The following is a 19753-nucleotide window of genomic DNA, read 5'->3' on the forward strand; positions in this document are numbered from 1 at the left end:
AGTGCTCCATTAAGTTTTCCCCATCACGCCAGGAAGCCGTTGTGACAGGCAAGCGAGGGCATACGCCCACCGCATCACAGGGTCAATCGGTATTTAAACGTTGTCCCGCCGGACGTTGCGCCAAAGCAGCGCAAACAAAACCGCCAGCAGGGCAAAGACCGGAAAATCACCGATCCGGGCATACACAGTCGGGGTCAGGGGCGCCGGCAAATTTGCATCCACAAAGCCCGCCTGCCCCAATGCCAGCGCGTTTGTAACGTGCCCCAGCGGGTCGATCATCGCCGACACCCCGGTATTGGCCGAGCGCATCATCGGCAGGCCCTGCTCGATCGCGCGCATCCGGGCTTGCGCAAGATGCTGATAGGGACCGGACCGTGTACCGAACCAGGCATCATTGGTGATCTGCAACAGGAAATCGGCGCGGCCGGGCGCGGACAGCACATCCTGTGTAAACACGGCCTCGTAACAGATCAGCGGCAGCGCCCTTCCCAGCTTTCCGGCGTCCATCAAGGCAGCCCCCGGCCCAGCGCTGAAGCCATGACCTGCGGTTGTTGCCATCCCGTGAATACCGAATTTCGCCATCAGGTTTCCGAGCGGAACATATTCTCCGAACGGTGCAAGGTGGTGCTTGTCATACAAGCCCTTTTGCTGGCCCTGCTCATCCAGGTAGATCATCGAGTTGTAGATTTGCGGCCCATCACCCCGTTGGATGCCCAGAAACACCGGCACGCCCTGCGCTGCATCTGTGACCGCGGCCAAATACGGCTGCGCGCTTCCCAACCATGCAGGTATTGAGGTTTCAGGCCAGACGATCAGATCCGGCCGGGGTTGTGCTGCGGTGAACTCGATCTGGCGCGCAAAGAACAAGGGCGCATAATCCAGGTCCCATTTCTGATGCTGGGGCGCGTTAGGCTGGATCAGGCGGACGGTGTGATCGGTTTCAGTCACAGTCGGGCGGGTGGCCGCATAGGTCAGAGCCAGACAAGCAGCGCCAATCGTCAAGCCCAATGGCAGCACGAAACCGCCGCGTTGAGCTAACGCCGCACCTAAGGGAAGCGTTGCCAGCAAGGTCAAAGCCCCCAGACCATAGGGGCCGAACAAGGACAGAAGCTGCGCCACGGGCGTATCAACCCAAACCTGCGCCAGCCCGGCCCAGGGGAAACCCGTCAATACGTAACCCCGGGCGAATTCCGCCAGAGACACGGCCACGGCAAGGAAAACCGCCTGCTTGACAGCGCCTCCACCCGGTCGCCTTGCGACCCAAAAGGCCAGCGCCCAGAACAGGGCCAGCCCGCCTGCCATGAAGATCAGGGCAAAGGGCGCCATCCAGGCGTGGCGCTCGGCATCTACGAAAAACGGCTCAATGATCCAGCTGAGACCGTGGGCGAAGTATCCGGTGGCAAAGGCCCAGCCCAACCACGCGGCCCGACCCCGCGTTTCCGTCGACAGATACAGGGGGGCAAGCAGCAGCAGCCCAACCAGAGTCGCCGCCCAAATGCCAAACGGCGCAAGACCAAAGGCCGCCAGCGCTCCCAGCAGGGCCGACAGCACGAACCTCAACCAAAACGGCCAGCCCCGCGATGGGGTCATGCAGCAAGATCCGGCAACATGACACGCAGACGTTTGATCCGGCGCGGATCGGCGTCAATCACCTCAAATTCCGGGCCTTCGGGATGCAAAACAACCTCACCCCGCGCGGGTACCCGCCCCGACAGCATGAAGACTAGACCGCCCAGAGTGTCGATTTCTTCCTCGTCCACATCCTCGTGACTGGTCAGCGAGCGTCCGATTTCGGCTTCGAATTCCTCCAGCGGTACGCGAGCCTGAACAATGTAGCAACCGGGCTTTTCCTGCACCCACAGCTGATCTTCGTCTGCATCGTGTTCGTCGGCAATCTCACCAACCACTTGTTCGATCAGGTCTTCAATGGTCAGCAAACCGTCAACACCGCCATATTCATCGATCACCAGCGCCATGTGACGGCGTTCCGTCTGCATCTTGGTCAGCAGCACGCCAATCGGCATCGAGGGCGGCACGAACAGCAAGGTCCGCAGCATCGAGACCAGATCGAACTCAGTGCCGCCACCGTTGAACCCGTGGGTCAGCGCGAAATCCTTGAGGTGGACAAACCCCAAAGGTGTATCCAGCGTGCCCTCATACACCGGTATCCGGGACAGACCGCTGTCACGGAACACCTGTGCCAGCTCTTCTTTGGTGATGGTGGACGGGACCGAGATGATCTCGGCCGTCGGGATGGCCACGTCCTCGACCCGCATCCGCCGCAGGTTGATCATGCCGCGCGGCTGCGCCCGGTCGGTCTCGTGCCCGTTGGCTACGTGAACCTCATCCTCGTCCGGAGGCGAGAACGCGTCCACTATTCGAGAAAAAAAGCCGGCTTTCTCTTTGACATTGTCACCGCCGTTCTTCGGTTGCGCGCCCTGCGCCGCCATAGAACTGCCGTCTGTATCGCCCATGATCCTGTTCCAAATAATCGGCCCTGATGGCCCGTCTACGCATTATATGGGTCATCGAGACCCAATTTGCCAAGTATATCGACCTCGACCGCTTCCATCAAATCGGCGTCAGCGTCGTGGATGTGATCGTATCCCAGCAAATGCAACATTCCGTGAATGATCAGGTGCGTGACGTGATCATTCATTGGTTTGCCCGCCTCGGCCGCCTCGCGCGCGCAGGTGTCGTAAGAGATCGCGATATCCCCCAGCGCGATTTCGCCGGCGAAGTCCGGCTCGGGCGGCAGCGGCGACTGCCCCGGTCGGTCGGGCGCCAACTCCTCGGCGGGCCAACTGAGCACATTGGTCGGGGTGGGTTTTTCCCGGAACTCCGCATTCAGTTCGGCGATCCGGGGGTCGTCACAGGCCAGAACGCTGATTTCGCACAGATCAGCGTCCAGATCGCAATGATCCAGAACTGCCTGTATGGCCCGCGCGGCCAATGGCTCCAGCCCCTGCCAACGCCCGTCTTCAATCGTCAGTTCCAGGTTCATGCTATCCTGTCCAAAGCCTGCGGCCCCGGACGATTACCCCGTCTCGCGGCCTGAGTCGGCCTCATACGCTTCGATAATGGCGGCGACAAGCGGGTGCCGCACCACGTCTTTCGAGGTGAAGTAGTTGAAGCTGATATTCGGGATCGTCTTCAACAAACGTTCCGCATCTTGCAGCCCCGACTGGACCCCGCGCGGCAGGTCCACCTGCGAGCGGTCGCCGGTGATCACCATGCGGCTGCCCTCACCCAGACGGGTCAGGAACATCTTCATCTGCATGGTCGTGGCGTTTTGTGCCTCATCCAGCACCACGAACGCGTTGGCCAGCGTCCGCCCGCGCATGAAGGCCAGTGGAGCGATTTCGATTCGCTTTTCCTCGATCAGCTTAGCCAGTTGCTTGCCGGGCAGGAAATCATTCAGCGCGTCATAAAGCGGTTGCATGTAAGGATCGACCTTGTCCTTCATGTCGCCCGGCAGATAGCCCAGCTTTTCTCCAGCCTCGACGGCGGGGCGGCTGAGGATGATCCGGTCCACGTGCCCACCGATGAACATCGATACGCCAACAGCCACCGCCAGATAAGTCTTGCCGGTGCCCGCAGGCCCGATTCCAAAGGCCAGCTCGTTGTTGAACAGCGACTGGACATACGCCTTTTGTGCATCCGTGCGTGGCTCGACCAGCTTTTTGCGGGTCTTGATCTCGACCGTGCCGCCCTTGAACATCTCAAGCTGGTCACCGTCGCGGCTGCCGGTTCCTGTCTCGGACCCGCCCATCCGAAGTTCGCGGTCTACATCGGCGGCCCCTACGTCACGACCGCCTTCGAGACGGGTGTAAAGCGCCTGCAGCACCTCAATGGCCTGTTTTTGTGAATCCTCGTCGCCCATGACAACCAGTTGGTTGCCGCGCCGGACAATCTGGACGGACAGCTTTTGTTCGATTTCGGTCAGATTGCGGTCATACTCGCCGCACAAATCAATCAACAACCGATTGTCAGGGAATTCAATAAACGCCTCGCGCTGGGGCATATCATCTTGCGGTGGGGTAAGGGCACCGATGGCCAATCCGTTCTCCTGTCTTGGCGTTTCACCCTGAGCGTAGACAACAAGTCTCGGTGGGCGCAAGCCACAGTTTCAAATTTTCCCAAACGGATGGCAAAACCGCCGAAGAGTGCGCCAAACGATATCGCCTCGGCGATTGGTTTTGGTCAAAACGTGTAGTTCAATCCAAATCTCAATCCGCGATAGCGCGGCGTGGATTTCGTCGAGAACCCATTGCTGAATTCGACCTGACGCGAGTCGAACTGGACATATTCGTACTCACCCGTGATCGACCAGTTCTCGCTCAGGCTGTGCTCGGCACCGATGCTTGCGGAAAACCCGTTCCGCGTTTCATTCTCTTCAAAAGATTGTGACGTGGTCCCGGAAGTCAAGCCGCTTGCGGTTTTGATATCACCTTGCACGTATCCGACGGTAATAAAATACAAAACCGTGCCGCTTCTGTTGGTCAGACCATTGCGAAACCGAACCGACAGAATGTCCGAAATTTCGGACGAACCGGTGACTGTGACGCTGCCAATATCGGTCATGACGTCGTCTTCAAGCCCACTGAAATCATATCCAAGCTCGAACCCGTAGACATAGTCGCGCCCGCCCATGGCGGGCAGAACGCCACGCCAGCCACCCCGGACGCCGCCGTAGTCCCCTTTTAGGTCCAACTCGCCGATCTCGAAGGTACCGCCTGGGGTTGTCAGCCCGAATCGGTCGGTGCCGCTTGTTGCGTAACCACCACTCAGCCCCAGATAAAAAGCACTGACATCGCTGCCAAAGCGTTTCGGGCTGGCGACCGGAGGATCCGTCACGCCCTGTTCCAGATTGCCCGCAACAGTCGCGCTGGAAATAAGCGACAGCACCAGCGCCGACGAAAAAACACTCCAGCGGCTTGGCCCAAAGAACCGTGCTCTAATTTCCACTCGTAACCTCCATCGTCCCAACCCGACAGCCGGACCGGCACAGAACTGGAATTTCAGGGGCGCAGCGCGCTAGACCCTGAAAAAATCTGGCCTTTTTCCGAACATAGTTCCCGCTCGTGAATCAAGGGTTAAAATTTGAAACAACTGCCGACTATGGTTTTCTGACAGCACCCGCCGATCAGATCAGATCAATTCCCCCGCCAGCGAATTGGCGCCCGATCCGGTGATCTGAACGTCTCTCAGCTCACCGATACCGACGTCAGCGTCGGACACGTGAACCGAGTGCAGATATTCGGATTTTCCGACCATTTGCCCCGGCAAACGACCCGCTTTCTCGAACAGAACGCTGACTTTGCGGCCAACCATCGCGTCCTGAATCTCGCGCTGATGCTGCGTGATCAGGGCTTGAAGGCGCTGCAAACGGTCATCTGCCGCCGTGGCGTCAACTTGCGGCCGCTCAGCCGCAGGCGTTCCGGGCCGGGTCGAATATTTGAAGGAATAGGCATAGCCGTATTTGACCTCTTCCACCAAATCCAGCGTGGCCTGGAAATCCTCTTCAGTTTCCTCGGGGAAGCCGACGATGAAATCACCCGACATCATGATATCGGGCCGCGCGGCACGGATACGCTCGACCAGACGCAGATAGCTTTCCGCCGTATGACTGCGGTTCATCCGCTTGAGGATTTTGTCTGATCCCGACTGCACCGGCAGGTGCAGATACGGCATCAGTTTATCGCAGGTTCCATGTGCCTCGATCAGGTCGTCGGCCATGTCATTGGGGTGCGACGTGGTAAAGCGGATGCGCTCCAGCCCGTCGACCTTGTTCAACTCCCAGATCAGACCGGCCAGTGTCATGTCGCCGTTCGGGCCCGCGCCATGATAGGCGTTCACGTTCTGACCCAGCAGAGTGATCTCGCGCACGCCGCGTTCCACCAGATCATGGGCCTCACGAATGATGCGATCAGCCGGACGGCTGACCTCGGCGCCACGGGTATAAGGCACCACGCAGAAGGCGCAGAACTTGTCGCAGCCTTCCTGAACGGTCAGAAACGCGGTCGGGCCACGCTTGGCCTTGGGGCGGTTCTTGAGCTTTTCGAACTTGTCTTCCTCGGGGAAATCCGTGTCCAGCGCCTTGGCGCCGGTACGGGTCTTGGCCTCCATCTCGGGCAGACGGTGATAGCTTTGCGGCCCAACCACCAGATCGACCAGAGGCTGACGGCGCATGATCTCTTCGCCTTCGGCCTGTGCCACACAACCCGCCACGCCAATCTTCAGATCGGGTTTTTCCGCTTTTAGGCCCTTGAACCGGCCAAGCTCGGAATAGACCTTTTCAGCGGCCTTTTCGCGGATATGGCAGGTGTTCAGCAGAATCATATCCGCGTCATCGGGACTTTGGGTTTCGACATAGCCCTGCCCTCCCAGCGTCTCGGACATGCGTTCGCTGTCATAGACGTTCATCTGGCAACCATAGGTTTTGATGTACAGCTTTTTCGGTTCTGACATGGATATGGCCTTTGCATTCGCGGGATCGGCGTCATCTATACCTTACGAACGCCGCTTGCAATGCCGGGGCGATTACCCGATTTTGGCCGAAGATTCCAGCAAAGTGGAACCGGACAGGCAATGCAATACGACTCTCTCGACGTTTTCCTGAACTCAGGCAAATCGGCGCTGGCCAAGGGCCCGGTCGCCCTGATCTTTGCCGAGGACATGGTCGAGATCGACAGCACCATCCGGCATCATCTGCATCTGGGGTTCAAATCCGTGGTGGCCTTCGTGCCGCAGGACTTTGCTCTAGACCCCGAGCTATCCGAACGCATCCACCGCGTCACCCTGACCTGCGTGCCCAGCGCGGTTGTCTTCAACACTATCAACAGAATCATTCAGGCCGCGTCCGGCATCTGGATGTATTACTGCTATAACGCCGAATATCTGTTCTTTCCGTTTTGCGAGACGCGCACGATCGGCGAATTTCTGGCCTTCCACGCCGAGGAACGCCGCGATGCGATGCTGAGCCACGTGGTTGACCTCTATGCCGATGATCTGGATACCTTTCCGAACGGAGTCGCTCCGGACCGCGCGATGCTGGACAGCACCGGCTATCACGCCCACACCCGCCACGACGCCGAAGGCCATCCGGTCGAGCGTCAGTTGGACATGTCGGGCGGCCTGCGCTGGCGGTTCGAGGATCACATTCCATACGAACGCCGCCGTATCGACCGGATCGCATTGTTCAAATCCCGCAAGGGTCTGGAATTGCGCCCCGACCACACCTTCAACGAGCCGGAATACAACACCTATTCCTGCCCATGGCATCACAACATGACGGCTGCCGTGTGCTCATTCCGCGCTGCCAAAGCACTGAAAAGCAATGCCGGGTCCACTTTCGACATCCCGAGCTTTTGCTGGCGCAACTCGGTTCCGTTTCAGTGGACGTCCGGTCAATTGCTTGATCTGGGGCTAATCGAATCGGGCCAGTGGTTCTGAGCCTAGCGCCGTAGCAGCACCGGAAACCAATCTTCGCGCAGACGTTGGCCGGGGGTCATGTCGTGGCCCGGAAACGGCGGTGAGGTCCGGCCCGGACGCTCCACATATCGTGCGTCATCGCCCACCAGACGCAACGAAAACGCCCGGCGACGGCTGTCGGATTGATTACCACGCGCACCGTGCAGCGTGCGGTAGTTGAAGGCTACCGCGTCGCCCGGCTCCATCGCGAATTCCACAACCTTCATGCCTTCAGCATCCGGGTCAGGGACGGGGATGTACTGGCCTTCGTCGGGGAAGAAGTCCTCTTCCGAAACCCAGCGGGTAGGCAACACTTCTTTCTCCCACCGGTGCGAGCCCGCCACGCAGCGCAGCGTTGCCTGTTTCACCGGGTCCAGCGGCGACCAGAAGCTGATCGTCTGTTGTCCTTCGACAAAGTAATACGGCCCGTCCTGATGCCACGGGGTCGCCATCGAAGTTCCGGGCTCTTTGACCAGAACGTGGTCGTGGAACATTTGAACGGTCTGCGATTGCATCAGATCAGCCGCGACTTCAGCCGCTGGAGAGTTCTCGATCACCTCGCGGAACTGATCAATTCGCGACCAGTTACAGTAATCGTCAAAGAACAGGCCGGTTTCACCCTGTTTCTTGTTTTCGGACGCATAAGGCCCCGGCTCGGCCATGTTGGCGGCAACGCCTTCACGTAGGGCCTCGACGTGGTTGGCAAACAGCCCTTTGATCAGGACAACGCCGTCCTGCTGATAGGTGTCGATCATCTCTTGCGTGACCAGAGGGTGCGTCATGTCTGTCTCCGTGCCGTGGGGTTGGGTGATCTGCACATGGGAAAGCCCCCTGTTCAAGTCATATCTTTCAAAGATACACTTAACTTCATGTTATATATCTCGCTGCGCCAATATGAATATGTCTGCGCCATCGGACGGCATGGCAGCCTGTCCGCCGCGGCGCAGCACCTGAATGTCTCGCAACCGGCGCTGTCCAACGCCCTGACCCGGGTCGAGGAACAACTGGGCTATCCCCTATTCGCCCGTCGGCGCGGTGCTGCAATGGCATTGACCCCGCAGGGCCGCAGTTTCATCGAAGAGGCCGAAGCACTGTTGGCCAGCGCCGCCCGTTTGGAAAACGCCGCTGGCACCAGCACCGGCAAGGCGCGCTTGCGGCTAGGCTGTTTCGTCGATTTGGCCCCGTTTCTGCTGGCCCGTGCCCTTCTGCAGTTGCGCGCCGTGATGCCGGATGTGGCGGTGTCCTACAGGGTGGACAGTTTCGAGGGCATGATTTCAGGCCTGATCGACGGGCGGATCGACCTGGCGCTGACCTATGGGCTGAGCATGGACGCGACGTTCACCCGGCACACGTTGTTCACCAGCTCTCCGCGTGCGCTTGTGTCGCCGGATCACCCTCTGGCCGCAAACAGACAGATTTCTCTGCAGGATCTCGCTGCACACCCGCTGATCCTGTCCGAGGAAGGTCTGTCCGCACAGCATATACTGGGGCTGTTTCGTCAGATCGGAGAAAGCCCGACAGTGGCCCACCGCGCGGCCTCATTGGAAATTCAGCGCAGCCTTGCGGCAAATAACGAGGGCGTCGCGATCAGCTATGCCAATCCGCCTGCCAAAGTCAGCTATGACGGGATGTCGCTGTTGAGCCTGCCGGTCTCGGATCCGTTCGCGGCCGAACCCGTTGTACTGGCCCGACACGGCACAGGGCCCACTGACGCGCAGATTGCAGTCGCCGAGCGGGCGCTGATGCATTTGGTAACGTGAGGTTATTTCTTCCGCAGACGGATCACGACATCGACAGATGCGATCTCAACCCCTTCGGGGGCATCGGGCAGGCGCTGAATCACCAGCTGATCTGACGGCGCGTCGCTCAAGCGGCTTTCATCTTCCCAATAGAAATGGGGGTGATCATGGGTGTTTGTGTCGAAATAGCTTTTCGACCCGTCCACCGTGATTTCCTGCAGCACACCGGCCTCGCAAAACGCGCGCAGCGTGTTGTAGACCGTCGCAAGAGACACAGCATCGCCGTTCTTTTTCGCCGATTCAAACAGGCTTTCCGCCGTCACGTGACGGTGGCGGCCATCGCCAACCAGCAACTCGGCCAAAGCCATACGCTGACGCGTTGGACGCAATCCCGCGTCGACCAACCAATTCGTGGCTCTGCTCTGGCTTTGAGGTGTCATGAATCCGAAACCCGTTTGTTACTGCCCTATATATAAGTGCTCAGGTCAGGTAATTTCAAATGAAATTCATTCGCAAAGAATGTCCAGAACACAACATGATGTGGGCGACCGCTCTTGCAGGACCTTGCATACGGGTGCTAGGTGAGGCCAGATTAGAGAAACGGACCCCTGGCAGGAGAGGCGGCAGAATGGCCCAATTCCCGAGCAGCTTTGACAAGGACGATCTGCTGAAATGCGCCCGAGGCGAATTATTCGGCCCCGGTAATGCGCAGTTGCCTGCCCCGCCGATGCTGATGATGGATCGGATCACCGATATCTCGGCCGATGGCGGCGCGCATGGCAAAGGTCACGTTCTGGCCGAGTTCGATATCACCCCGGACCTGTGGTTCTTTGACTGCCATTTCCCCGGCAACCCGATCATGCCCGGCTGTCTGGGGCTGGACGGTCTGTGGCAGCTGACCGGCTTCAACCTGGGCTGGCGCGGCTGGCAGGGTCGCGGCATGGCCGTGGGCGTGGGTGAGGTCAAACTGACCGGCATGGTGCGCCCGGACCGCAAGATGCTGACCTATAAAATCGATTTCAAAAAGGCGATTCAGACCCGCCGCCTGACCATGGGTGTGGCGGATGGTATCGTCGAAGCGGACGGCGAAATGATTTACGACGTCAAAGACATGAAAGTCGTTCTGTCCGAAGCCTAAGCCGGACCGGCCTGAAATAAGGAGCACGCACATGCGTCGAGTAGTTGTCACCGGTCTGGGGGTTGTCTCCTCCATCGGGAACAATGCCGAAGAGGTTCTGGCCTCGCTGAAGGCCGGCAAGTCCGGCATCGAGGCCAATGAACAGATGGTCGAACACGGCTTTCGCAGCCAGATCGCCGGATCGCTGAAGATCGACGTGTCCGAGCATGTGGACAAGCGCACCCTGCGATTCATGGGGCCCGGTGCCGCCTATGCCCATATCGCGATGAGCCAGGCGATCGCCGATTCCGGCCTGACCGAAGAGCAGGTCGTAAACCCACGCACCGGTCTGGTTGCAGGGTCCGGTGGCCCCTCAACCAGCGCGATGCTGACGGCGCATCAAACGGTACTGAAAACCGGCGCGACCAAGCGGATCGGGCCGTTTGCGGTTCCGAAATGCATGTGCTCGACGATTTCCGCGAACCTTGCGACCGCGTTCAAGATCAAGGGCATCAACTACTCGATCACTTCGGCCTGCTCGACCTCGCTGCACTGCATCGGCAATGCGGCGGAACAGATCATGCTGGGCAAGCAGGACGTTATGTTTGCCGGTGGCGGCGAGGAGCTGGACTGGACTCTGTCCTGCCTGTTCGACGCGATGGGCGCGATGTCCTCGAAGTACAACGATACGCCAGCAAAAGCCTCTCGCGCGTTCGATCAGGATCGCGACGGGTTCGTGATCTCGGGTGGCGGCGGCATCGTCGTGCTTGAGGATCTGGAGCACGCGCTGGCGCGCGGCGCCAAGATTTACGCCGAAGTCACCGGCTATGCCGCCACTTCGGACGGTCACGACATGGTGGCCCCCTCGGGTGAAGGCGGCGAGCGCGCGATGCGTCTGGCGCTGGCGACCATGCCCGAAGGCCGCAAGGTCGATTATATCAACGCCCACGGCACCTCGACCCCGGTCGGCGATGTCGGTGAGGTCGAAGCCGTCCGCCGCATCTTTGGCGAGGGCAACGTGCCGCCGATTTCCTCGACCAAGTCGATGACCGGCCACGCACAGGGTGCCGCTGGTGCGCTGGAAGCCATCTTTTGTCTGCTAATGCTGGATAATGACTTTATTACTCCGTCGATCAACGTCGACACACTTGCCGAAGGCATCCTGCCCGGTGAAATTGCAACTCAAGTGGTTGAAAACGCAGGTTTGGACTCTGTCATGACCAACAGCTTCGGCTTTGGTGGCACAAACGGGTCCATGGTTCTGTCAAAGTATAACGGGTGAATATGATGTCTGATCTTCTTAAGGGCAAACGCGGCCTGATCATGGGGGTGGCGAATGACCGCTCGATTGCTTGGGGCATTGCCAAGGCGATGCACGAGGCAGGCGCAGAACTGGCTTTCACCTATCAGGGTGAGGCATTCGGCAAACGGCTTGAACCACTGGCCCAGAGCCTCGGCAGTGATTTCATGGTGGACGCGGATGTCACCGATGATGAGTCGCTGGACCGCGCCTTCAATGAGCTGGGCGAACGCTGGCCTACGATTGATTTCGTGGTTCACGCAATTGCTTACTCGGACAAGTCGGAACTGACCGGCCGATTCCTGAACACCACCCGGGCAAACTTCAAACACTCGATGGATGTCTCGGCCTATTCCTTTATCGAAGTTGCGCGTCGCGCTTATCCGCTGATGAAGGACAATGGCGGCACGCTGCTGACGCTGACCTATCAAGGGTCGAACCGGGTTGTGCCGAACTACAACGTCATGGGTGTGGCAAAGGCCGCGCTGGAATCGGCCACGCGCTATCTGGCAAACGACCTTGGTCCCGAAGGCATCCGTGTCAACGCCATCTCACCCGGCCCGATGAAGACGTTGGCGGGCGCGGCCATCGGTGGCGCACGCAGGACCTACAAGTTCTGCGATCAGAACGCGCCAATGCGTTCGAACGCAACGCTTGAGGCCGTTGGCGGCACCGCCGTGTATCTTGCATCCGAAGCCGGTGCCTGCACCTCGGGTGAGATCATCAAAGTCGACGGTGGCTTCCACGTTCTGGGTATGCCGCAGCCCGATCATATGTGACCCGATCTTTCCCTGCCCGCGCCAAGATTTGACCATCTTTCGCGGGCACGGATAGCGGCATGAGCAAAGCAGAACAAATCCTCTCGAACACCTCTCGGGCTTCCCGGCGCAAACAGGGTTTTCTGGGGCAGCGCGGCCGTATCGCGTTGCTGAGCCTGACCGTGCTGCTGCTGCTGTTTGTGTTCTTCACGCAACCAGATGTGCGCGCAGCCCTTACATCATGGACCAGCCTGATTTCAGGCTGATCCTTCGCACTGACCTTTTGCGGTCAGTTGATTGAGACAACCTCGATGTCAAAAATCAGGTCCTGACCGGCCAGTGGATGATTTGCGTCCAGCGTGACGGTCGCTTCGTCAGAGTCCATCACAGTCACCGGCACGGCTTGCCCGTCCGGCGTCTGCATCTGTAGCTGGGTGCCAGGTTCTAGCGGAATATCATCCGGAATGCCCTCACGCGGGATCTGCTGGCGCGCGGCAGGGTTGATCGGACCATAGGCGTCCACGCAGGCGATCTCGACCCGTTTTTTCTCACCCACTGTCAGGCCGGGCATGGCCGTATCCAGCCCGGGGATGATCTGGCCTGACCCGACCACAAACTCCAGCGGGTCACGCCCTTCGGAACTGTCAAACACGTTGCCGTCCAACAGCGTACCGGTGTAGTGGATGCGAACGGTGTCGCCTTGTTTGATCTCGGTCATAGGTGGCCTCCGGCCGTTAGGGGTTTAAGCGGCCAAGCCTAGGGTGTGACACGGCATTGTAAACCCTCCCCCCTTTTGTGCTTGCAACTCTTGTGCCAACCTGCGCGCGATCAAGGGAGGGGTACTGATGCCAATCACCACATGCGTTTTTGACGCCTATGGCACGCTGTTCGATGTCGCCGCCGCCGCACGACAGGCGGCGGGCGAACCGGGATTCGAGGAATTGCAGCAGAAATGGCCCGAATTGGCCAATCACTGGCGGCTAAAGCAGTTGCAATACACCTGGCTGCGCGCGATCACCGACGCCCATGCCGATTTCTGGGATGTGACGCAAGATGGTTTGGACTGGGCGCTTGAGGCCACCGGGCTGGAGGGCGACCCGGTCCTGCGCCAGCGCCTGTTGGACCTGTATTGGCAGCTACAGGCCTACCCCGAGGTCCCGAAAATGCTGGCCGATCTGAAAGCCGGAGGGCTGAACACCGCGATCCTGTCCAACGGGTCGCTGCCCATGCTGGATGGCGCGGTGCAGTCGGCCGGGATCGGCGACGTCCTGGACGATGTGCTGTCAGTCGAAAGCGTCGGCGTCTTCAAGCCCCATTCCAGTGTCTATGATCTGGTACAGCAAAGGTTTGGCGGAGATCGCGATGAGGTACTGTTTGTCAGTTCGAACGGCTGGGACGCTGCAGGTGCCAGCGGCTATGGCTTCGTGACCGCCTGGGTCAATCGGGCAAAAGAACCGATGGACCGCTTGCCATGGACACCAGCGCATGTACTGTCCGACCTGACGACGATCACTCAACTGGCTGGACTTTAATGGCTTTCTTCACGACTTCCGACGACAGGCGCCTCTACTATACCGACACCGGGTCCGGAACCCCGGTATTGTGCCTGGCCGGGTTGACCCGCAACAGCCGGGATTTCTCGTTCCTCGCGCCGCATATCACCGATCTGCGTATGATCACGATGGATTACCGGGGGCGCGGGCAGTCGGAGTTTGACCCGGATTTCATGAACTACAATGTTCTGCGCGAATCCCACGACGCCATTGAATTGCTGGATCATCTGGGGCTGGATCGCGTGGCCGTTCTGGGCACCTCACGCGGCGGTCTGATTGCGATGGCTCTGGCAGCCAGCCACCCCGAGCGCCTGTCCGCCGTAGTGCTGACCGATGTGGGGCCGGTGATCGAGACCTCGGGCATGGCCAAGATCATGGATTATGTCGGTCGGCAGCCGGTGGCGAAGACCTATGACGAAGTCGCCCAAACCCTGCAGCAAGTGATGGAGCCGCATTTCCCCGGCGTCCCCCTCAGCCGGTGGCGTCTGCAAGCCGCGATTCAGTATGAACAGACCAACGACGGGCTGGCCCTGCGCTATGATCCCGCCTTACGCAAAGCCTTGCTGGATCAGGCCGCTGCCGGGGCCATCCCGGATATGTGGATGTTCTTCGAGGCGCTGCGCGACATCCCCACCGGCGTCATTCGGGGCGCGAACTCGGACGTGCTGGGCATGGACACGCTGACCGAAATGCACAAGCGCCATCCCGGTCTTATCTCTGTAGAAGTTCCGGATCGCGGGCATGTTCCGTTTCTGGATGAATCGCAGTCACTGGAGCTTATCCGCAAGGTATTGGACGCCGCATGAGCACACTGGAAATGATCGAAGCCGCCGCCGCGCGGCTGAAGGGCCACGTTCGGGAAACGCCCCTGCTGAGTTCGCCCTTTCTGGACGAACTGGCCGGACGCAGGGTGCTGGTGAAGCCCGAATGCCTGCAACATACCGGCAGCTTCAAGTTTCGAGGCGCGTGGTCGGCGATCTCGGCTTTGGACGAGGAGGACCGGAAACGCGGCGTGATCGCCTTTTCCTCGGGCAATCACGCGCAGGGTGTGGCCTATGCCGCCGCGCGGCACGGGACTTCTTCGGTGATTATTATGCCTTCGGACGCGCCGCAGCTGAAGATCGACAACACCCGTGCGCTGGGGGGCGAAGTGGTTCTGTACGACCGCGCCAACGAAAGCCGCGAAGAGATTGGTGAGGCGCTGGCCACTGAGCGCGGCCTGACCTTGATCCGCCCCTATGACGAACCGCAGGTGATTGCCGGTCAGGGCACCACCGGGCTGGAGCTTGCCAGACAGGCCGCCGAAATGGGCGTTGAACAGGCCGATGTGCTGGTCTGCTGCGGCGGGGGTGGGCTGACCTCGGGCATTGCGCTGGCACTGGAGGCTCATGCGCCCGGCCTGCGCGCCCGCCCGTGTGAACCCGAGGGGTTCGACGATGTCAAACGCTCGCTGGCGACGGGTCAGATCCAGAACAACAACGCGACTTCGGGCAATATCTGCGACGCGATCCTGACGCCGCAGCCAGGACAGATTACCTTTCCGATTCTGAAACGGCTGTGCGGGCCGGGCTTGTCGGTCTCCGAAGAAGAAGCGATGCGGGCCATGGCGCAGGCCTTCCTGCGGCTGAAACTGGTGCTGGAACCGGGCGGTGCGGTGTCGCTTGCTTCGGCCCTGTTTCGCAGCGACGAAATCGACAGCGATGCGGTGATCGTTGTGGCCTCGGGGGGCAATACGGACCCCGAAGTCTTTGGAAAAGCACTGGAATACCTGACCTGACATGGATCAATGATTGGGTCACTGTGACGACTTAACGTATGACGACGGGGATTGAGTCATGCAGATCTTGGATCTTGGTGAAGTGCAGTTGCACTATCGGGTCGATGGTGATCCGGATGGTGCGCCGATAGTTTTTGCCAACTCACTTGGCACCGATCTGCGCCTTTGGGACGCTATGTTGCCCTACCTGCCCGCAGGGCTGCGGATCATCCGCTATGACAAGCGCGGACACGGGCTGTCCTCGCAACCCCCGGCCCCCTATTCCATGGGCGCGCTGGTACGCGATGCCGAGGCGTTGCTGGATCACCTGAACGTGCGGGATAGTGTTTTTGTCGGCCTGTCCATCGGCGGGCTGATCGCGCAGGGTCTGGCGGTGAAGCGGATGGATCAGGTGCGCGCGCTGGTGCTGTCGAACACGGCTGCCAAGATCGGCATTCCCTCGATCTGGCAGGATCGGATGGGAGCGGTGCGTCAGGGCGGTATCGAAGCCTTGGCCGATGCGACGATGGAACGGTGGTTTTCCAAGAAATTCCGTGCCGCCCCCGATCATCTGCTGTGGCGCAACATGATGGTGCGGCAGCCGGTGGACGGGTATCTGGGCTGCTGTGCCGCAATCTCGGGCACAGATTTCTACACCCCTACCAGCGGCCTGCGCCTGCCCACGCTGGGGATTGCCGGCAGCGAGGATGGCTCGACCCCGCCGGATCTGGTGCGTGAAACCATCGACCTGATCCCCGGCTCGAAATTCGAACTGATGCGCCGGGCGGGTCATCTGCCCTGCGTCGAACAACCGGCGGAATACGCGGCCCTGCTGCGCGGTTTCCTGACCGACATCGGACATATTTGAAGGAGCGTGACAATGGCAGATTTTCTGTTGGTCCATGGGTCCTGTCACGGCGCCTGGTGCTGGCGCGATCTGATCCCCGCGCTCGAGGCTCTGGGCCATTCGGCGCGGGCCATCGATATGCCCAGCCACGGCTCGGACCCGACACCGATCGCCGATGTCACGCTGGAGAGCTGCCGGGATACGGTGCTGTCGGCCTCGACCCCGCAAACGGTTGTGGTCGGCCACTCCTGGGGGGGCTATCCTATCAGTGCAGCCGCAGAGGCAAACCCCAAAGCCATGCGCGCGCTGATCTATCTGTGCGCCTATGTTCCAAGGGACGGTCTGTCCATGGTTGAAATGCGCAGACGGGCCCCACGCCAATTGATTGTCGATGCGGTCGAAAAATCCATCGACGGCCTGTCCTATACGGTCAGGCCAGAAAAAGTGCGCAACCTTTTCTACCACGATTGCCCGCCCGAGATCGTGCCCTTTGCCTTCGCGCGCCTGTGCCCGCAGGCGATTACCCCGCAGGAAACCCCTCTGCCGTTGACCGAGAATTTCACGCGTGTCCCCAAGGCCTATATCCGCGCAACGGATGATCACACGATCCCGACGGAATACGAAGAAGAAATGAGTCGCGTCGCCCCCGAGGAATTGCGCGCGACGATTAACAGCTCCCATTCTCCGTTCTTTTCGCACCCTCGCCATCTGGCGGAAATTCTGGACGATCTGGAACAAAAGCTGCCGGCAGCATAACCCCGCGTAACAGACACTTCACATGTGAACCAAGCATGATAGGGTCCGGGCGAAACTCGCGAATGGGTGCCATGCGTCTGCCTTTTATTTTCGTTCTCGGTACGGTCATGATCGACGCCATGGGCATCGGTCTGGTGTTGCCGATCATGCCCGACCTGATTGTCGAGGTTCAGGGCGGCACTCTAGCCGATGCGGCGATCTGGGGTGGTGTCCTCAGTACCGCATTCGCAGCGATGCAGTTTGTGTTCGGTCCGATTCTGGGGAACCTGTCTGACGCCTATGGGCGGCGCACGGTTTTGTTGGTGTCGCTGTTCGTGATGTCGCTGGACTACGTGGTGATGGCCATTGCAGGCAGCATCTGGCTGCTGCTAGCCGGGCGTATCATTGGCGGCATCACGGCGGCCACCCATGCCACCGCCGCTGCGTTCATGGCGGATGTGTCGAAACCACATGAGAAGGCTGCGAATTTCGGTCTGCTGGGCGCAGCCTTCGGCGTAGGCTTCGTGCTGGGCCCGGTGATCGGCGGGTTGCTAAGCGAATACGGCACCCGCGCCCCTTTCTGGGCCGCCGCCGGTCTGTCAGCCCTGACGTTTCTGGTCGGTCTGCTGGTGATGCCCGAAACGGTCACCGACAAAACCCGCCGGGCTTTCAGCCTGCGCCGCGCCAACCCGGTGAACTCGCTGCGCGCCATTGCCACACTGCCCGGCATCCGCCCGATGCTGTGGGTCTATTTCCTGTATTCGGTGTCGATTTATGTCTACCCCGCGATTTGGGCCTATTTCACCACGGAACGTTTCGGCTGGTCACCACAAATGATCGGTCTGTCGCTGGGTGTCTACGGCATCGGCATGGCCGCTGTTCAGGGGGGCCTGATCCGACCCGCAACGCGGTATCTGGGTGAGCGGGTCACGATCATCTACGGCATGGGGTTCGAGATCGCCAGCTTCCTGCTGTTGGCTTTCCTGACCAATGGCTTCATTGCCCTGATGCTGATCCCGGTCACAGCGCTTGGGGCGGTTGTCACACCTGCCCTGCAGGCCCTGACATCCCGTGCCACGCCGGATTCTCAGCAGGGCGAGTTGCAGGGGGTGCTTACCTCTCTGCACGCGCTGTCGATGGTGATCTCCCCGCTGGTGATGACCAGCGTGTTCGCGCAGTTCGCTCAGGCTGATGCGTCGCTTTACCTGCCCGGGGCACCGTTCCTGTTGGCGATGCTCTTGATGATCTTCGGATTCGCATTGTTTTTGCGGTCGCGTCCTGTCGTGGCGTAACAACGACACCCGGATGACGGTTTCCATCTTGCGACACTGACTTTCCCGCGCCACCGTGGACAAAAGGGAGCGAGGGACAAGAATGCAAACCATCAAAGCCGCCGTATGCCGGGCGTTCAACGAACCTTTGGTCATTGAAGACATCCAGATTGCACCGCTCGGCGCCGGAGAGGTCGAGGTTACACTGGATGCGGTGGCGATCTGCCATTCGGACATTACCTACGCCAGCGGCGCTTGGGGCGGGTATTTGCCTGCCGTCTACGGGCACGAGGCCGCTGGCGTGATTACCGCGACCGGAGACTCGGTCGGCGGATTTGAGGTGGGCGACGCGGTCGTGGTCACTCTGATCCGCGCTTGCGGGTCCTGCCCGTCCTGCGCAGGCGGTCAGCCGACGATCTGCGAGACGCCTTACGACTCGGTCAATGGCCCGCTGCGCACGGCGGATGGCGGCCCCTTGGATCAGGCAATGGCCTGCGGGGCCTTTGCCGAGAAGGTTGTGGTCAGCCACCGGCAGATCGTGAAAATCCCCGATACCATGCCCAAGGATGTCGCCAGCCTGCTGTCTTGTGGCGTCATCACCGGTGTTGGTGCAGCGGTGAATGCGGCCAAGCTCCGCCCCGGTCAGGATGTGGTTGTGATCGGCGCAGGCGGTGTTGGTCTGAACGCCATTCAGGGCGCACGCCTTGCCGGTGCGCGACGGATCGTGGCGGTCGACATGACCGAAGAGAAACTGGAGATCGCCAAAGAGTTCGGTGCAACGCATGGGGTTCTGGCTAGCCTCAAGCAACCTTGGAAGGCGGCGTTCAAGGCGTTGGGCGGGCGCGGCGCGGATGCGGTTCTGATCACCGTTGGTGCCATACCAGCCTACGATCAAGCCCCGCGCTATTTGGGCCGGGGTGGCAAAGCCATCATGATCGGCATGCCGCATTCGGGCGATATGTCCAGCTACGAACCCGTTGTGCTGGCCGCACTGGGACAAGGCGTGGTCGGTTCGAAAATGGGCGATGTGGTCATTCAGCGTGATATTCCATGGATGATCGACCTCTACGAACAGGGGCGGCTGAAGCTGGACGAGCTGATCTCGGGCCGATGGTCTCTGGATCAGATCAATGAGGCGATCGAGGACACCAAGACCGGATCGGCCAAGCGCAACGTGATCCTGTTCGATAGGGGGTAACGGCGG

The 19753-nt window shown here is 60.1% G+C and carries 22 protein-coding genes and 1 riboswitch; of the genes, 13 read left to right on the forward strand and 9 right to left on the reverse strand.

Annotation, left to right across the window (positions count from 1 at the left end; translation table 11 throughout):
• Positions 1–2: 2 nt before the first annotated feature.
• Positions 3–51: riboswitch (SAM-SAH riboswitch) on the reverse strand.
• Positions 52–93: 42 nt separating this feature from the next.
• The 6 genes from lnt to miaB all read right to left on the reverse strand — a co-directional run bounded on the left by lnt (position 94) and on the right by miaB (position 6471).
• The gene (gene lnt / locus ACR0KW_RS07700; protein WP_480804465.1) at positions 94–1590 is read right to left on the reverse strand and encodes an apolipoprotein N-acyltransferase; all 1497 of its coding nucleotides are present in this window, start codon (positions 1588–1590) and stop codon (positions 94–96) included.
• Positions 1587–2474 carry a hemolysin family protein gene (locus ACR0KW_RS07705; protein ID WP_480804466.1) on the reverse strand — a complete coding sequence of 296 codons (888 nt, stop codon included), beginning with the start codon at positions 2472–2474 and terminating at the stop codon, positions 1587–1589. The genes lnt and ACR0KW_RS07705 overlap by 4 nt, the downstream gene beginning before the upstream one ends.
• A 35-nt stretch (positions 2475–2509) precedes the next feature.
• A complete protein-coding gene (ybeY, locus tag ACR0KW_RS07710) occupies positions 2510–3004 on the reverse strand; it encodes an rRNA maturation RNase YbeY (protein WP_480804467.1) in 495 nt (164 codons plus the stop codon).
• Between the two features lie 33 nt (positions 3005–3037).
• Positions 3038–4060 (reverse strand): PhoH family protein, encoded by a 1023-nt coding sequence (locus ACR0KW_RS07715; RefSeq protein WP_480804468.1) that lies wholly within the window; start codon positions 4058–4060, stop codon positions 3038–3040.
• Positions 4061–4203: 143 nt separating this feature from the next.
• Entirely contained in the window at positions 4204–4968 is a 765-nt protein-coding gene (locus ACR0KW_RS07720) for an outer membrane protein (RefSeq protein ID WP_480804469.1), read from the reverse strand.
• A gap of 183 nt (positions 4969–5151) precedes the next feature.
• Entirely contained in the window at positions 5152–6471 is a 1320-nt protein-coding gene (gene miaB, locus ACR0KW_RS07725; protein ID WP_480804470.1) for a tRNA (N6-isopentenyl adenosine(37)-C2)-methylthiotransferase MiaB, read from the reverse strand.
• 120 nt (positions 6472–6591) lie between these two features.
• On the opposite strand from miaB, the gene ACR0KW_RS07730 reads away from it, so the two are divergent.
• Complete coding sequence (locus tag ACR0KW_RS07730; protein WP_480804471.1) at positions 6592–7455, forward strand: hypothetical protein; 864 nt, start codon at positions 6592–6594, stop codon at positions 7453–7455.
• A gap of 2 nt (positions 7456–7457) precedes the next feature.
• On the opposite strand, the gene ACR0KW_RS07735 is transcribed toward ACR0KW_RS07730, so the two are convergent.
• Positions 7458–8255: a phytanoyl-CoA dioxygenase family protein gene (locus tag ACR0KW_RS07735; RefSeq protein ID WP_480804472.1), complete on the reverse strand. Its 798-nt coding sequence runs from the start codon at positions 8253–8255 to the stop codon at positions 7458–7460.
• Between the two features lie 87 nt (positions 8256–8342).
• On the opposite strand from ACR0KW_RS07735, the gene ACR0KW_RS07740 reads away from it, so the two are divergent.
• The gene (locus ACR0KW_RS07740; RefSeq protein WP_480804473.1) at positions 8343–9233 is read left to right on the forward strand and encodes a LysR family transcriptional regulator; all 891 of its coding nucleotides are present in this window, start codon (positions 8343–8345) and stop codon (positions 9231–9233) included.
• A 2-nt stretch (positions 9234–9235) separates the two neighbouring features.
• Here the strand turns inward: ACR0KW_RS07740 and irrA are convergent, their stop codons facing one another.
• Positions 9236–9652 carry an iron response transcriptional regulator IrrA gene (irrA, locus tag ACR0KW_RS07745; protein ID WP_170326985.1) on the reverse strand — a complete coding sequence of 139 codons (417 nt, stop codon included), beginning with the start codon at positions 9650–9652 and terminating at the stop codon, positions 9236–9238.
• A gap of 188 nt (positions 9653–9840) precedes the next feature.
• On the opposite strand from irrA, the gene fabA reads away from it, so the two are divergent.
• Genes fabA through ACR0KW_RS07765 form a run of 4 tightly spaced genes read left to right on the forward strand, consistent with a single transcriptional unit; the run spans position 9841 to position 12653 of the window.
• A complete protein-coding gene (fabA, locus tag ACR0KW_RS07750) occupies positions 9841–10350 on the forward strand; it encodes a bifunctional 3-hydroxydecanoyl-ACP dehydratase/trans-2-decenoyl-ACP isomerase (protein ID WP_170326986.1) in 510 nt (169 codons plus the stop codon).
• A 31-nt stretch (positions 10351–10381) separates the two neighbouring features.
• A complete protein-coding gene (gene fabB, locus ACR0KW_RS07755; protein ID WP_170326987.1) occupies positions 10382–11611 on the forward strand; it encodes a beta-ketoacyl-ACP synthase I in 1230 nt (409 codons plus the stop codon).
• A 5-nt stretch (positions 11612–11616) separates the two neighbouring features.
• Positions 11617–12408 carry an enoyl-ACP reductase FabI gene (locus ACR0KW_RS07760; RefSeq protein WP_480804474.1) on the forward strand — a complete coding sequence of 264 codons (792 nt, stop codon included), beginning with the start codon at positions 11617–11619 and terminating at the stop codon, positions 12406–12408.
• 59 nt (positions 12409–12467) lie between these two features.
• Positions 12468–12653: a hypothetical protein gene (locus ACR0KW_RS07765; RefSeq protein ID WP_480804475.1), complete on the forward strand. Its 186-nt coding sequence runs from the start codon at positions 12468–12470 to the stop codon at positions 12651–12653.
• A gap of 23 nt (positions 12654–12676) precedes the next feature.
• On the opposite strand, the gene ACR0KW_RS07770 is transcribed toward ACR0KW_RS07765, so the two are convergent.
• Positions 12677–13105, reverse strand: coding sequence for an FKBP-type peptidyl-prolyl cis-trans isomerase (locus tag ACR0KW_RS07770; RefSeq protein ID WP_480804476.1), 429 nt, complete (start codon positions 13103–13105; stop codon positions 12677–12679).
• Between the two features lie 127 nt (positions 13106–13232).
• Here ACR0KW_RS07770 and ACR0KW_RS07775 point away from each other — a divergent pair, with 127 nt between their 5' ends.
• From ACR0KW_RS07775 to ACR0KW_RS07805, 7 genes are all read left to right on the forward strand, one after another.
• Positions 13233–13919 carry a haloacid dehalogenase type II gene (locus tag ACR0KW_RS07775; RefSeq protein WP_480804477.1) on the forward strand — a complete coding sequence of 229 codons (687 nt, stop codon included), beginning with the start codon at positions 13233–13235 and terminating at the stop codon, positions 13917–13919.
• Positions 13919–14746 carry an alpha/beta fold hydrolase gene (locus tag ACR0KW_RS07780; RefSeq protein WP_480804478.1) on the forward strand — a complete coding sequence of 276 codons (828 nt, stop codon included), beginning with the start codon at positions 13919–13921 and terminating at the stop codon, positions 14744–14746. Before ACR0KW_RS07775 ends, ACR0KW_RS07780 begins: the two co-directional genes overlap by 1 nt.
• Positions 14743–15717 carry a threonine ammonia-lyase gene (locus ACR0KW_RS07785; RefSeq protein WP_480804479.1) on the forward strand — a complete coding sequence of 325 codons (975 nt, stop codon included), beginning with the start codon at positions 14743–14745 and terminating at the stop codon, positions 15715–15717. The genes ACR0KW_RS07780 and ACR0KW_RS07785 overlap by 4 nt, the downstream gene beginning before the upstream one ends.
• Positions 15718–15775: 58 nt before the next feature.
• The gene (pcaD, locus tag ACR0KW_RS07790) at positions 15776–16564 is read left to right on the forward strand and encodes a 3-oxoadipate enol-lactonase (RefSeq protein WP_480804480.1); all 789 of its coding nucleotides are present in this window, start codon (positions 15776–15778) and stop codon (positions 16562–16564) included.
• A 12-nt stretch (positions 16565–16576) separates the two neighbouring features.
• Positions 16577–17299, forward strand: a complete 723-nt coding sequence (locus ACR0KW_RS07795) for an alpha/beta fold hydrolase (protein WP_480804481.1) — start codon at positions 16577–16579, stop codon at positions 17297–17299.
• 71 nt (positions 17300–17370) lie between these two features.
• On the forward strand, positions 17371–18570 hold the full coding sequence (locus ACR0KW_RS07800; RefSeq protein WP_170326996.1) for a TCR/Tet family MFS transporter: 1200 nt from the start codon (positions 17371–17373) through the stop codon (positions 18568–18570).
• Positions 18571–18652: 82 nt separating this feature from the next.
• Positions 18653–19747, forward strand: coding sequence for a Zn-dependent alcohol dehydrogenase (locus ACR0KW_RS07805; RefSeq protein WP_480804482.1), 1095 nt, complete (start codon positions 18653–18655; stop codon positions 19745–19747).
• The last annotated feature ends 6 nt before the right edge of the window (positions 19748–19753 follow it).

This window comes from Ruegeria sp. CG11, from assembly GCF_056537245.1.

Bases quoted from the DNA above. Each gene is read 5' to 3' on its own strand.
- ACR0KW_RS07800 (WP_170326996.1), top strand. From the start codon at position 17,371: ATGCGTCTGCCTTTTATTTTCGTTCTCGGTACGGTCATGATCGACGCC.
- ACR0KW_RS07775 (WP_480804477.1), top strand. From the start codon at position 13,233: ATGCCAATCACCACATGCGTTTTTGACGCCTATGGCACGCTGTTCGAT.
- ACR0KW_RS07785 (WP_480804479.1), top strand. From the start codon at position 14,743: ATGAGCACACTGGAAATGATCGAAGCCGCCGCCGCGCGGCTGAAGGGC.
- fabA (WP_170326986.1), top strand. From the start codon at position 9,841: ATGGCCCAATTCCCGAGCAGCTTTGACAAGGACGATCTGCTGAAATGC.
- miaB (WP_480804470.1), bottom strand. From the start codon at position 6,471: ATGTCAGAACCGAAAAAGCTGTACATCAAAACCTATGGTTGCCAGATG.
- pcaD (WP_480804480.1), top strand. From the start codon at position 15,776: ATGCAGATCTTGGATCTTGGTGAAGTGCAGTTGCACTATCGGGTCGAT.
- ACR0KW_RS07705 (WP_480804466.1), bottom strand. From the start codon at position 2,474: ATGGGCGATACAGACGGCAGTTCTATGGCGGCGCAGGGCGCGCAACCG.
- ACR0KW_RS07760 (WP_480804474.1), top strand. From the start codon at position 11,617: ATGTCTGATCTTCTTAAGGGCAAACGCGGCCTGATCATGGGGGTGGCG.
- ACR0KW_RS07780 (WP_480804478.1), top strand. From the start codon at position 13,919: ATGGCTTTCTTCACGACTTCCGACGACAGGCGCCTCTACTATACCGAC.
- ACR0KW_RS07805 (WP_480804482.1), top strand. From the start codon at position 18,653: ATGCAAACCATCAAAGCCGCCGTATGCCGGGCGTTCAACGAACCTTTG.
- irrA (WP_170326985.1), bottom strand. From the start codon at position 9,652: ATGACACCTCAAAGCCAGAGCAGAGCCACGAATTGGTTGGTCGACGCG.
- ACR0KW_RS07795 (WP_480804481.1), top strand. From the start codon at position 16,577: ATGGCAGATTTTCTGTTGGTCCATGGGTCCTGTCACGGCGCCTGGTGC.
- ACR0KW_RS07735 (WP_480804472.1), bottom strand. From the start codon at position 8,255: ATGACGCACCCTCTGGTCACGCAAGAGATGATCGACACCTATCAGCAG.
- lnt (WP_480804465.1), bottom strand. From the start codon at position 1,590: ATGACCCCATCGCGGGGCTGGCCGTTTTGGTTGAGGTTCGTGCTGTCG.
- ACR0KW_RS07730 (WP_480804471.1), top strand. From the start codon at position 6,592: ATGCAATACGACTCTCTCGACGTTTTCCTGAACTCAGGCAAATCGGCG.
- fabB (WP_170326987.1), top strand. From the start codon at position 10,382: ATGCGTCGAGTAGTTGTCACCGGTCTGGGGGTTGTCTCCTCCATCGGG.
- ACR0KW_RS07740 (WP_480804473.1), top strand. From the start codon at position 8,343: ATGTTATATATCTCGCTGCGCCAATATGAATATGTCTGCGCCATCGGA.
- ACR0KW_RS07765 (WP_480804475.1), top strand. From the start codon at position 12,468: ATGAGCAAAGCAGAACAAATCCTCTCGAACACCTCTCGGGCTTCCCGG.
- ACR0KW_RS07770 (WP_480804476.1), bottom strand. From the start codon at position 13,105: ATGACCGAGATCAAACAAGGCGACACCGTTCGCATCCACTACACCGGT.
- ybeY (WP_480804467.1), bottom strand. From the start codon at position 3,004: ATGAACCTGGAACTGACGATTGAAGACGGGCGTTGGCAGGGGCTGGAG.